This is a genomic window from Microbacterium enclense (genome assembly GCF_004022425.1).
GTDB lineage: Bacteria > Actinomycetota > Actinomycetes > Actinomycetales > Microbacteriaceae > Microbacterium > Microbacterium enclense_A.
In genome coordinates, this window is sequence record NZ_RBZY01000021.1 from 1 (window position 1) to 12097 (window position 12097).

General features: G+C 71.3%; 11 protein-coding genes and 1 pseudogene. All 12 read right to left on the minus strand.

Annotated elements, in window-relative coordinates:
* Positions 1–2215 (minus strand): annotated as a pseudogene (locus D8Y23_RS16740) (hypothetical protein); the annotation flags it as partial.
* Positions 2216–2375: 160 nt separating this feature from the next.
* Positions 2376–2963, minus strand: coding sequence for a Trp biosynthesis-associated membrane protein (locus D8Y23_RS07220; protein ID WP_128217485.1), 588 nt, complete (start codon positions 2961–2963; stop codon positions 2376–2378).
* Positions 2963–3310, minus strand: coding sequence for a phosphoribosyl-AMP cyclohydrolase (hisI, locus tag D8Y23_RS07225; RefSeq protein WP_128217486.1), 348 nt, complete (start codon positions 3308–3310; stop codon positions 2963–2965). Before hisI ends, D8Y23_RS07220 begins: the two co-directional genes overlap by 1 nt.
* Positions 3307–4071 (minus strand): imidazole glycerol phosphate synthase subunit HisF, encoded by a 765-nt coding sequence (gene hisF / locus D8Y23_RS07230; protein WP_128217487.1) that lies wholly within the window; start codon positions 4069–4071, stop codon positions 3307–3309. The genes hisI and hisF overlap by 4 nt, the downstream gene beginning before the upstream one ends.
* Complete coding sequence (gene hisG, locus D8Y23_RS07235; RefSeq protein WP_128217488.1) at positions 4071–4913, minus strand: ATP phosphoribosyltransferase; 843 nt, start codon at positions 4911–4913, stop codon at positions 4071–4073. The genes hisF and hisG overlap by 1 nt, the downstream gene beginning before the upstream one ends.
* Before the next feature lie 46 nt (positions 4914–4959).
* Positions 4960–5223: a phosphoribosyl-ATP diphosphatase gene (locus tag D8Y23_RS07240; protein WP_128217489.1), complete on the minus strand. Its 264-nt coding sequence runs from the start codon at positions 5221–5223 to the stop codon at positions 4960–4962.
* 109 nt (positions 5224–5332) lie between these two features.
* Positions 5333–5992, minus strand: a complete 660-nt coding sequence (gene rpe / locus D8Y23_RS07245; RefSeq protein ID WP_128217490.1) for a ribulose-phosphate 3-epimerase — start codon at positions 5990–5992, stop codon at positions 5333–5335.
* A gap of 99 nt (positions 5993–6091) precedes the next feature.
* On the minus strand, positions 6092–7459 hold the full coding sequence (locus tag D8Y23_RS07250) for an RsmB/NOP family class I SAM-dependent RNA methyltransferase (RefSeq protein WP_128217531.1): 1368 nt from the start codon (positions 7457–7459) through the stop codon (positions 6092–6094).
* Between the two features lie 2 nt (positions 7460–7461).
* Positions 7462–8379 carry a methionyl-tRNA formyltransferase gene (gene fmt / locus D8Y23_RS07255; protein WP_128217491.1) on the minus strand — a complete coding sequence of 306 codons (918 nt, stop codon included), beginning with the start codon at positions 8377–8379 and terminating at the stop codon, positions 7462–7464.
* A 49-nt stretch (positions 8380–8428) separates the two neighbouring features.
* Entirely contained in the window at positions 8429–10411 is a 1983-nt protein-coding gene (locus D8Y23_RS07260) for a primosomal protein N' (RefSeq protein ID WP_128217492.1), read from the minus strand.
* 99 nt (positions 10412–10510) lie between these two features.
* Positions 10511–11704, minus strand: coding sequence for a methionine adenosyltransferase (gene metK / locus D8Y23_RS07265; protein WP_128217493.1), 1194 nt, complete (start codon positions 11702–11704; stop codon positions 10511–10513).
* 106 nt (positions 11705–11810) lie between these two features.
* Positions 11811–12065 (minus strand): DNA-directed RNA polymerase subunit omega, encoded by a 255-nt coding sequence (gene rpoZ, locus D8Y23_RS07270; RefSeq protein ID WP_055837405.1) that lies wholly within the window; start codon positions 12063–12065, stop codon positions 11811–11813.
* Positions 12066–12097 lie beyond the last annotated feature (32 nt).

Consider the following 12097-nt stretch of genomic DNA (forward strand, 5'->3'; position numbering starts at 1 on the left):
TGAGCGAGGCTTGTTGCCCGAACTTCACCACCGTGCCAGCACCGATGGTCAGTGTCACGCCCGACGCGACCTGAATATCGCGCTCCAGCACATACACCGTCGGCATCGAGGGCGCCCACGTCGTGTCTGCCGCGATGTCGCTGGTCACACGGACGATCGCTGTCGAAGCAACCTGAGCTGGCGCACTCGTCTTGCTCGTCGAGGAGTAATTCGCTTTCACAGCGGTGACCGTGACAGAGAGCTTCGCTCCGGCATCCGCCTGGGTCAGCGTGTAGCTCTTCGACGTTGCGCCAGCGATGGGGTTACCGTTGCGCCGCCACTGGAAGCGGAACGAATCCGGCTTTGGCGTCCAGCTTCCGACCACCGCAGACACCGTGGAGCCGGGTTCCAGAGCGCCGGAGATACGCGGCGTGGGGGACGATGAGAACACGCCGGGAACGGCCTGCGCCGCGCTCACGCGGGTGAGGCCGGTGTAGCCGGCTCTGGCTGCGGTGACGGTGAATCGCAGTTGTGCGCCGCGATCAGCGGTGGTCACGAGGTATGTCGCAGACGTGGCGCCGGCGATCGCGGTCCCGTTGCGGGTCCACTGGTAGGTCAGCGCGCTCGGCTGCGGATCCCAGGCGCCGGCTACCCCGAAGAGGGTCCCGCCTACGCGGGCGAGTCCTGTGACGGTGGGCGTCGGCGCTGTCGAGAACGTGGCTGCGGTCGCCGTGGTCGCGGTGCTCGTCGTGGACGTCCGGGTGTATCCGGCCTTGACGGCCGTCACGCTCACGGTGATGGCCCTGCCGACGTCTGCGGCGGCGACGGTATACGTCGAACCGGTGGCACCGGAGATGGCTGCGCCGCCCCGATTCCACTGATAGGTCAATGAATCGGGCACCGGTGACCACGCGCCCGGCGATGCCGTGAGCGTGGAGCCCACCCGGGCGGTACCGCTGAACGTCGGCATCGGGGTCGTCGCGAAGGGGCGGGTCGGCACGCTCTTTCCAGCGCTCACCCGCGCCGTCGTGACGTACCCGGGTGCCGAGGCGGTGACGGTGACGGTCAGAAGGCTCCCCGCATCCGCCGTGCTCACTCGATATGTGGATGCAGTCGCTCCGGCGATCGCTGTGCCGCTGCGATTCCATTGGTACTCGAGCAGCGCCGGAACGGGTGCCCATGCTCCGGGCGCGGCCGTCACGGTTGCGCCGAGCGCTCCCGTGCCCACGATGGTCGGTACGGGAGCGGTGATGAACGGTCCTGGAGTCGCCGTGCGTGCGGCGCTGGTCTTGGTTGTCGTCGTGTGACCGGCTTTGGTGGCAGTGACGCTGACCGAGATCTTCGCGCCGTTGTCGTCCGGTACGAGCACATAGGTCTTCCCGGTCGCACCGGGGATCGCTTTCCCATTCCGACTCCAGGCGAACGTCAGCGCGCCGGGGACGGGAGCCCACGTGCCTGCCGACGCGGTGAGCGTCGAACCGACGCTCAGCGAGCCGCTGAAGGTCGGCGTGGGTGCTGTCGTGAAAGAGGACGCCGGAATGCTGGCGGGAGCACTGGTGCGAGTCGTCGAGACGTAGCCCCGCGTGGCGGCTGTCACGGTCACCGCAATTGCTGCTCCGCCATCCCCGACGGCCAGGCGGTATGTCGAGGCCGTGGCCCCGGGGATTGCGAAGCCGTCGCGTTTCCACTGATAGGTCAGCGCACCAGGTGTTGGTGACCAGGTGCTCACCCTCGCCGTCAGAGTCGATCCGATCGCAAGGTTCCCGCCGATCGTCGGCGAAGGGGCCGACGTGAATGCGCCCGCGACGGCAGTCTTCCTCGCGCTGGTCTTCGTGGTCTTGACGTAGCCGCTCTTGGTCGCGGTCACCGTGACGGTGATGGCCTTCCCGAATTCGTCCGGCGTCAGAGTGAACGATTTCGCGGTGGCGCCGGCGATCGCTATCCCGTTGCGGCGCCACTGATAGGTGAAGGCGTCCGGGGTCGGCGTCCACGTACCGGTCGAGGCCGTCAGCTTCGATCCGGTCCCCATCGACCCCGTGAACGTCGGCGTCGGTGCCGACGTGAATGCAGCATTGGCGACCGTTGGGGAGGGGGTAGGCGAAGGCGTGGCCGCCGAAGCCGGCGAGATGCCGCTGACGCTCAGGACGCCGACGAGCACGGCCGCTGTGGCGGCCCGGAAGACGCGGGTAAAATGCTCGGTGCGATAGTGACGTTGGCCGTGCGGGCGCGCGCGCATGTTGTCCCTCCCCCAGGAGACCGTGGGGCACGCTCGGGCAGCGGCCTCGCACTGCGAGCAGGACGCGTGACGCAACGAACCTGCCCGTCAGCGAAAGTTATCGTGTCCAGCTCGCTCACAACAAGCACGGATTTCGGACCCAGTTCCGGGTTGGTGTCCGTCAGGCGGTGGGGTCGTCGCCGCGGGAGAGATCGTCCCACGAGTCGATCGCGTCGTGCGGGCGCGAAGTGTCCGCGGCGGCGTCGTCCGACGTGCGGTACTTCCGGCCGGCACTCCCCCGCCAGCGGCGGGCGGTGACGAGCGTGTAGACCGACGCGGCGGCCAGGAGCAGCGCGGCGAGCAGCGTCACCGCGGGCCACGGCGTCAGCGACATCGACGTGACGAGGTCGGCGACGGCATCCACTCCGGAGATCCCGGTCGCCTCGGTCACTGTCGCCGCCGTCGCGGAGACCGGCATCGTCAGCAGGACCTGTGCGGAGGCGACGCCGACGACGCCCGCGATCGCGAGGGCCAGAGCGCCCAGCACGTAGCGCAGCACCGGTCCGACGATCGAGAGCGCGGCGCCGAGGGCGAGGGCGGCGAGGCTGAGCGGCGTCAGCACAGGCACGGCGTCGGATCCGGGAACCGCGAGAGTCTGCTGCGCGCCGTCGGCGAGGGTCACGTCGATCCACGTCTGGGTCGACGAGATCACGCCGATCGCGCCGGCGAGCAGCATCCCGAGGACCGAGAGCGAGCGGGCTCGGCGCATCAGCCCTGCCCCACGACGGGCTCGAGATCGGTGGAGTCGAAGCACGTGTGGTCGCCGGTGTGGCATGCGGCCCCGACCTGGTCGACCTCGATGAGGAGGGTGTCGCCGTCGCAGTCCAGGCGCGCACCCTTCACGATCTGGATGTGGCCCGACGTGTCGCCCTTGCGCCAGTACTCCTGACGCGAGCGCGACCAGAACGTCACGCGGCCGGTCGTGAGCGTGCGGCGGAGGGCCTCGGCATCCATCCACCCGACCATGAGCACCTCGCGCGAGTCGTACTGCTGGACGACCGCCGTCACGAGGCCCTGCGCGTCGTACGTCACCCGCTCGAACGCATCGACGTTCATCGGCGGACCTCGATCCCCTCGGCCGCCATCGCGTCCTTCACCTGGCCGACCGTGAGGTGGCCGGAGTGGAACACGGATGCCGCGAGCACCGCGTCGGCGCCCGCCTCGACGGCCGGAGCGAAGTGCTCCAGCTCGCCGGCGCCGCCCGAAGCGATCACGGGCACCGCGGCCACCTGACGCATGAGACGGACGAGCTCGAGGTCGAAGCCCTGCTTCGTGCCGTCCGCGTCGATCGAGTTGACGAGCAACTCGCCCGCGCCGCGCTCGACGGCTTCGCGCGCCCAGTCGAGGGCGTCGAGGGTGGTCTCGGTGCGGCCGCCGTGCGTGGTCACGACGAAACCGGAGGGGGTGGATGCCGCGCGCTTCACGTCGAGCGAGAGCACGATCACTTGCGCGCCGAAGCGGTCGGCGATCTCGTCGATCAGCGCGGGACGCGCGATCGCCGCGGAGTTCACGCCGATCTTGTCGGCCCCGACCGAGAGAAGACGCGCCACGTCGTCGGTGGAGCGGACTCCCCCGCCGACCGTGAGCGGGATGAACACCTGCTCGGCCGTACGGCGGACCACGTCGTACGTCGTGGCGCGTTCGTCCACCGTGGCGGTGACATCCAGGAACGTGATCTCGTCGGCGCCCTGGTCGAAGTAGAGCTTCGCGAGCTCGACCGGGTCGCCCATGTCGCGCAGGTCGAGGAAGTTCACGCCCTTCACGACGCGGCCGGCGGCCACGTCGAGGCACGGGATGATGCGGCGGGCGAGCGTCATCAGAGCCTCGCGGCGAGGATCTCGGTCACGAGGATCGCCCGGGCACCGATCGCGTACAGCTCGTCCATCACGCGGTTCACGTCGCGGCGCGGGCTCATGACCCGCACGGCCACCCACTCGGGGTCGCGCAGCGGCGAGATCGTGGGCGACTCCAGACCCGGTGCCACCGCGATCGCCTGCTCGATGAGGGCGGTCGGTAGGTCGTAGTCGACGAGGACGTATTTGCGCGCGGCCAGGACGCCGCGAAGGCGCCGCAGGAGCGTCTCGGTGCCCTCGACCTCGTTCGGACCGGCGATCAGCACGGCATCCGACTCCAGGAGGACGGGACCGAAGATCTCCAGGCCGGCCTGGCGCAGCGTCGTGCCGGTCGAGACGACGTCGGCCACGGCATCCGCCACCCCCAACTGCACCGCGGACTCGACGGCGCCGTCCAGCGGCACGATGTCGACGGCCACACCCCGCTCGTCGAGGAACGCGTCCACGAGGCCCGGGTAAGCGGTGGCGACGCGAAGGCCCTGCAGGTCTTCGACGTCGGTGAAACGGCCGGGGCGCCCGGCGAATCGGAACGTCGAACCCGCAAAACCGAGCGACTCGACCTCGCGGGCGCCGGGCATGCGGGCGTCCAGCAGCAGGTCGCGGCCGGTGATGCCGACGTCGAGGGCTCCGGAGCCGACGTAGGTCGCGATGTCACGGGGGCGGAGGTAGAAGAACTCGACCTCGTTGACGGGGTCGACGGTGTACAGGTCTTTCGAGTCGCGACGTCCGGTGTACCCGGCCTCCGAGAGCATCTCGGCGGCGGTCTCGGCGAGCGACCCCTTGTTCGGCACGGCGATTCGCAGCATGACGGGGGCTTTCGTGGTTCGTGAGCGAGAGGTGGGCGAGCGCGGCTCAGAGATGTCGGTAGACGTCTGCGAGCGTCAGCCCCTTCGCAAGCATGAGCGTCTGGAGGTGGTACAGCAGCTGCGAGATCTCTTCGGCCGCGGCCTCGTCGGACTCGTACTCGGCGGCCATCCACACTTCGGCGGCTTCCTCGACGATCTTCTTGCCGATGGTGTGGACCCCGGCGTCGAGCTGGGCCACGGTACCGGAGCCGGCGGGGCGTTCGACGGCCTTGGCACTGAGCTCGGCGAACAGGTCGTCGAAGGTCTTCACCTGTCTAGGGTATCGGCTCGGCGATGGTGGGGCTGTCCGCGGTCCCCAGCGCCGAGGTCCTGGCATCCGGATGCCGGTGAGGTGTGGCTCCGGGCGGGGACGGGCGTGCTCAGTGCGCGTGGCGGGCGGCGGCCGAGCGGAGGGACTGGATCGCGCGGTCGGGGTCGTCGGCGCCGAACACGGCCGAACCGGCGACGAACGTGTCGGCCCCGGCCTCGGCGGCCTGGGCGATCGTGGACTCGCCGATTCCACCGTCGACCTGCAGCCACACGCTCGACCCGCGGCGGCGGGCCTCGTCGGCGAGGCTGCGGAGCTTCGGCATGGTCTCGGGCATGAACGACTGGCCGCCGAAGCCCGGCTCCACGGTCATCACGAGGATCTGGTCGAACTCGTTCAGCACCTCGAACAGGTTCTCCACCGGGGTCGCCGGCTTCACGGCCACCCCCGCACGGGCGCCCATCGAGCGGAGGGTCCGGGCGAGCGCGACCGGTGAGGCCGCGGCCTCGAGATGGAAGGTGACGGATGCCGCGCCCAGCTCGGCGTACTCCGGAGCCCAGCGGTCGGGGTCGTCGATCATCAAATGCACGTCCAATGGAACGGGGCTCGTCTCCTGGATGCGACCGACCATCTGGGGGCCGAACGTGAGGTTCGGCACGAAGTGGTTGTCCATGACGTCCACGTGCACGAAGTCCGCGCCCGCGATACGGGCGAGCTCCGCCTGCATGTTCACGAAGTCGGCGGCGAGGATGCTCGGATTGATGCGGGGCACGGTCCCATTATCGGCGCCGCCATTGCTACGTCTTCGCGCGAGGGGTCAGAAACTGTCGCTCGGCTCGCGCGCAGGCGACAGTTCTTGACCCCCCACGCGTCAGGACACGCGCCGGAGCAGGGCGATCGACATCGCGTCGGTGCCGTGGCGGTGGGGCCAGAGCTGGGCGCGGAGCGAGCCGTCCGACTGAGCGGGCAGGTCGATCTCCGACCCGGCGATGTCACGCACGACCGAGCGGGCGTCGAGTTCCTCGACGTTGTCGCCGAACTCGCGACGCACCTCCGCGAGCACGCCGGAGGTCTCGGCCAGGTGCGGCGAGCACGTCACGTACGCCAGCACGCCGCCGGGCTTCAGCGCGCCGAGCCCCGCACGCACGAGCTCGAGCTGCAGCGCCGTGAGGTCGGGCACATCCGCGGGGGCCTTTCGCCAGCGCGCTTCCGGCCGGCGGCGGAGAGCCCCGATCCCCGTGCACGGCGCGTCGACGAGGATGCGGTCGTACTCCCCCGCCGCGCGAGCCGTGCGGTCGCGTCCGTCCTCCTCGGTCACCTCGACCTCGAGCGGGACGGATGCCACGGCCCGGCGCACGAGCGCTGCCCGGTGCGGCGAGATCTCGTTGGCGTCGAGATGAGCTCCACCGTCCAGAGCCTCGGCGGCCAACAGCGCGGTCTTGCCGCCCGGACCGGCGCACAGGTCGAGCCACCGCTCCCCCGGCTCGATGGGTCGGAAACGGCTCAGGGCGAGAGCGGCGAGCTGCGAGCCTTCGTCTTGCACGCGCAGGCGACCGTCCGACGCGCGGATGAGCGCTTCGGGATCGCCCCCGCGGGTCGTGAACGCCGTCGGCGCGTAGCGGGCGGGACGGGCGTCCTCGGGAATCTCGGCGAGCCCGGGGAGGGCGATCATCGCCACGCGCGGGGCGTCGTTGTCGGCGGCGAGCAGCTCGTCGAGCTCGTCGGCACGGCGCTCGGCCGCCAGCGCGCGTCGGAGGGCCCGCACGATCCACACCGGGTGGGACGTCGTGAGCCCGAGCCGCTCGTCGTCGCTGCGGGCGGAGGCGGTGATGCGCTCCATCCAGTGCCCGGGGGTTTCGCGCGAGACCCGTCGCAGAACGGCGTTCGCGAATCCCGCCGCCCCGCGTCCGCCGCCGTGTCGGCGGGCGAGTTCGACCGATTCGTTGACCGCGGCGTGCGAGGCGACGCGCGTCGACAGCAGCTGGTGCACGCCGAGACGGAGGGCGTCCAGCACGGGCGGATCGATGCGGTCCACCGTGCGATCGGCCGCGGCGGCGATGATCGCGTCGTACGTGCCGCGTCGGCGCAGCGTGCCGTAGGTCAGCTCGGTCGCGAGGCCGGCGTCCTTGGCATCCAGCTTCGCCCGCTCGATCGCGTGCGGCAGCGACAGGTTCGCGTACGCCTCGTCGGCGGAGACCGCCCGCAGCACGTCGTACGCGACGGCGCGCGCTCCCTGCACGCTCACGAGCCCAGCACCGGGTTCTCGGCGCGGAGCCCGCGGAACCAGTCACCGGCCGGCATCGCGCCCTTCCCCGCCGGCTGCACGGTCTCCAGACGCAGCGGCGAGCTCGCGGTTCCGACGAGGATCTCGCGACCGGATGCCACGACCCGGCCCGGCGGGATCGGATCCGCCGCGCTCGCCGCCGCCCGCAGCACCTTGAGACGCGCGCCGTCGTACGTCGTGTGGGCGCCGGGTTCGGGGGTCACACCGGCGATCCGCGCGCGGAGGTTCTCGGCATCCAGCGAGAAGTCGAGGGCCCCGTCGGCGAGGGACAGCTTGGGGGCCAGGGTCGGCTCGCCGTGCTGGGGCGTCGCGACCGCCGTGCCGTCGGCGATGCCGTCCACGACGCGGGCGAGCAGCGGTGCCCCGACCTCGGCGAGGTCGTCGAGGACCTCGCCCGCGGTGGCGTTCCACGGCACGGGGTAACGCTCCTCGGCGAAGACGTCACCGGCATCCAACTCGGCGACGAGCTGGAAGACGCTCGCGCCGGTCTCGCGGTCGCCCGCGATGAGCGCCCGCTGCACGGGGGCGGCGCCGCGCCAGCGCGGAAGCAGCGAGAAGTGCAGGTTGATCCAGCCGTGCGCGGGCGCCGACAGCAGCGGTTCGCGCACCAGTCCGCCGTACGCCACGATCACGCCGAGGTCGGGCTCGAGCGCCGTGACGCGGGCGGTGGCTTCGGCATCCAGGCGGTCGGTCTTGATCGTCGGGATGCCGAGCTCGTCCGCCGCCTGAGCGACCGGAGACGGCGTCAGGACGCGTCTGCGGCCGAGCGGGGCGTCCGAACGCGTCACCACGGCGGCGATGTCGTGGGGACCTTCCGCCAGCACGCGGAGGGAGGGGACGGCGACGGCGGGGGTGCCGGCGAAGACGAGGCGCATGGTTCTCCTCACGCTTCGGATGCGGGTGGGTGGGACCGGGCGGCGGCGCTCAGAGATCGGGCTCGGGGAGGTCGAGCCGCACTCTGAGTGTATTCCGCGGCCTCGGCCCCTTCTCCTTGGTCGATTTGCGCGCGCGCAGGGCCTCGGCGATCACGCCGGCGCGCAGGGCCTCGGCGACCGCGCGCCCGTGGGCGTAGTCGAAGCGCACCAGCGCGCGCGACGTCGGGGCGTCGGGGGCCGCGGAGGTGTCGACCGGGCCCAGGACGGCGAGGGCGTCGAGGTCGGGGACGGCGTCGCGCAGCTCGGCGAGGAGCGTGTCGACGCTCCGGGAGTGTCCCTCGACGCTTGCGACGCGGACGGCGGGCGGCATCCGCAGCGGTGCGCGGTCGACGAGCTCGGCGCGGGCGTAGGCGGGTTGCGTCCACGTCGCGAGCGCCCGTGCCACGGGACCCGCGACACCCACGAGGTGCACCGGCGCGCCCGGCGCGGCCAGAGCCGCCGCGTTCGACCACCAGCGCAGGCAGTGCTCGCCGACGCGCAACGCCTCGTTCTGCAGCATGCGGTCGCCGTCGAGCAGGATCACCGCGCGGTACCCGCCGCGCGCCATCGGTTCGGCCCCGCGCGTGGCGATGACCAGCGCCGGGGCGGCATCCACCTCCGCCACGGGGTGCGCGCCGTCGGCGATGATCACGCGCGTGTTCGGGAACGCGCGCCCGAGTTCGTCGGCGGTGCGTTCGCTACCCGAGGACGACATGCGGAGCTTCGCCGACCCGCAGTGTCCACACGTCCACGCGTGGGCACTGCGCCCGCACCACGCGCACACGGGCACCGCGCCCGGCCGTGCGGCGCGCAGCGGCCCCGCGCAGTGCGCACAGCGGGCGGGGCGGCGGCAGTCGGCGCACACGAGGGACGGAGCGTAACCGGGGCGGGCGACCTGCACCAGAACGGGGCCCTGCGCCAGCGCCTCCCGCGCCGCGGCGAACGCGGACGACGGCACGCGAGCGGTGCGGGACTCGCCCTCGCGCGTGGCACTCAGCACGACCCGCGGACTCCACCGCCGCGCCGGCGCCGATTCTCGCAGGTACCCCACCTCGACCAGCCGCTGCACATCGGTGGAGCGCGTGTGCCCCGCGAAGACCAGCGCCGAGCCCTCCAGCTCTTGCCGCACCAGCGCCGCGTCGCGCGCGTGCACGCCCGGGGCCAACGGCTCGGCGAGGAGGGAATCGCCGTCGTCCCACAGCGCGACGAGGCCCGTATCGTGGGCCGGCGCGTACACCGCGGAGCGACGCCCCACCACGATCACCGGGACGGGTGCCAGCGTGCGCAGGTACTGCGCGTAGCGCACCGGACCCGACTGGTCGGCGTCGTCACGCACGATGGCCTCCGCCGGCACGAGCTCGGCCAGCGCCGCCATGAGCTGCGCCTGATCGCGGTAGTCGGGAACGACGAGCACCGCGCTCCTCCCCCGCGCGAGCGTGCGCGCCGCCGCGGCGGCGAGAAGATCGGCCCAGGCTCCGCGGGGAAGATCGCCGGTCGGATGCGGCGGCGCGTCGAGAGCGACGCGCTCGCCGCCGTCCAGCGCGTCGGTGAGTCCGACGTACGGCGTCAGCAGAGCGTCGGCCCGGGTGAGCGCGTCGGCCGCGACCTGCGGGACCGGCGGGGCGTCGGCGGCGAGCCACGCCTTCTCCGCGCGGACCATGCGCTTGGGCACCGCCAGCCGCAGGACGTCGCTCACCGATCCGGCGGCGCGGTCGGCGACCTTGCGCGCGAGCGCGAACAGGTTCGGCGGCAGCACCGGCATCGTCGACACGACGCTCTCCACCGACGACAGCGGGCGCTCGCTGCCGTCATCGCCCACGACCTCGATGACGAAGGCATCCATCATCCGGCCCGCCGACCGCAGCGGCACCTTCACCCGAACACCCGAGACGATGTCCGCCACCAGGGGATGCGGGATCGCGTAGTCGAATAGGCGGTCGAGCTGCGGAACCGGCGAGTCGAGCTGCACCCGCGCGACCCGGCGGGCGCTCATGCGGCGGTCCTGTCCGAGCTCCGCCGTGTGCGGCGGGTCGGAGCGAGGGATGCCAGGGCTGCGGCGACGCAGTGCGCGCCCGGCGCGGGCGCTCCCACGTCAGAGACCGGCGGCCGTGCGCAGCGCGTCGACGCGGTCGGTGCGCTCCCACGTGAAATCGGGCAGCTCCCGGCCGAAGTGACCGTACGCCGCGGTCTGAGCGTAGATGGGGCGCAAGAGGTCGAGCTGGTCGATGATCGCCTTGGGGCGGAGGTCGAACACCTCGCGGATGGCGTTCACGATCGTCTCGTCGGCGACGTGGGCGGTTCCGAACGACTCGACGTACAGACCGACCGGGTTCGCCTTGCCGATCGCGTAGGCGACCTGCACCTCGAGGCGGTCGGCGAGGCCCGCCGCAACCGCGTTCTTCGCGACCCAGCGCATCGCGTAGGCCGCCGACCGGTCGACCTTGGACGGGTCTTTGCCGCTGAAGGCACCACCGCCGTGACGCGACGCGCCGCCGTACGTGTCGATGATGATCTTCCGGCCCGTGAGTCCCGCATCGCCCTTGGGGCCGCCGATCACGAAGGGGCCCGCGGGGTTGATGTAGTACTGCACGGCGGGGAGGTCGAGACCGGTGTCGCGCAGGACCGGGTCGATGACCTCGGCCTGGACGAGCGCGCGCAGTTCCTTCTGCGAGATGTCGGGGTGGTGCTGCGTCGACAGCACGACGGAATCGACGGTGCGGGGCGTGTGCCCCTCGTAGCCGAGCGTCACCTGCGTCTTGCCGTCGGGGCGCAGGAACGGCAGCGTGCCGTCTTTGCGGACGGATGCCAGGCGCTCGGCGATGCGGTGCGCGGTCCAGGCCGCCATCGGCATGAGCTGCGGCGTCTCGTTCGTCGCGAAGCCGAACATGATGCCCTGGTCGCCGGCCCCCTGGAGGTCGCGCGGGTCGACGGAGCCGCGCTCGCGCTGCTCGAACGCCTTGTTGACGCCGGCGGCGATGTCGGAGGACTGCGCGCCGATGGACACGCTCACCCCGCACGACTCACCGTCGAAGCCGGTGTCGCTCGAGGTGTACCCGATGCGGTTCACGACATCGCGCACGATGGCGGGGATCTCGACGTATGCGCTCGTGGACACTTCGCCCGCGACATGCACCAGGCCGGTGGTCACGAGGGTCTCGACGGCGACACGTCCGGACGGGTCCTCGGTGAGGATGGCATCCAGGACGCTGTCGGAGATCTGGTCGCAGATCTTGTCGGGGTGTCCTTCGGTGACGGACTCGGACGTGAACAGGCGCAGGTCGGTCAAGGCGACTCCCGGTCGGTTTCGGTCTGGGGATAGGCACAAGTATGCCCCGGACGGCGGACAGCCGCCCGGGGCATCGTCACATCTGTGAACGAATCACACCTGTGTATTACTCGGCGGCGCGAAGGCGCAGCTTGTCCTCGTGGATCTCGTGCAGAGCGATGGTGAGCGGCTTGTCCTCGACGGTGGAGTCGACGAGCGGGCCCACGTTGTCGAAGAGGTTGCCCTCGTGCAGATCGGAGTAGTAGTCGTTGATCTGGCGCGCACGCTTGGACGCGTAGATCACGAGCTGGTACTTGGAGTCGACCTTGTCGAGCAGCGCGTCGATGGGCGGGTCGATGATGCCCTTGTCACGTCCGGCCATGGGGAACCTCCTGGTTCGGCGGGATGGGGTGG

Excerpts from the sequence above, each read along its gene's own strand:
- hisI (WP_128217486.1), bottom strand. The coding sequence starts at position 3,310 with ATGAACGTCGATGCGTTCGAGCGGGTGACGTACGACGCGCAGGGCCTC.
- D8Y23_RS07220 (WP_128217485.1), bottom strand. The coding sequence starts at position 2,963 with ATGCGCCGAGCCCGCTCGCTCTCGGTCCTCGGGATGCTGCTCGCCGGC.
- fmt (WP_128217491.1), bottom strand. The coding sequence starts at position 8,379 with ATGCGCCTCGTCTTCGCCGGCACCCCCGCCGTCGCCGTCCCCTCCCTC.
- rpoZ (WP_055837405.1), bottom strand. The coding sequence starts at position 12,065 with ATGGCCGGACGTGACAAGGGCATCATCGACCCGCCCATCGACGCGCTG.
- hisF (WP_128217487.1), bottom strand. The coding sequence starts at position 4,071 with ATGACGCTCGCCCGCCGCATCATCCCGTGCCTCGACGTGGCCGCCGGC.
- D8Y23_RS07260 (WP_128217492.1), bottom strand. The coding sequence starts at position 10,411 with ATGAGCGCCCGCCGGGTCGCGCGGGTGCAGCTCGACTCGCCGGTTCCG.
- hisG (WP_128217488.1), bottom strand. The coding sequence starts at position 4,913 with ATGCTGCGAATCGCCGTGCCGAACAAGGGGTCGCTCGCCGAGACCGCC.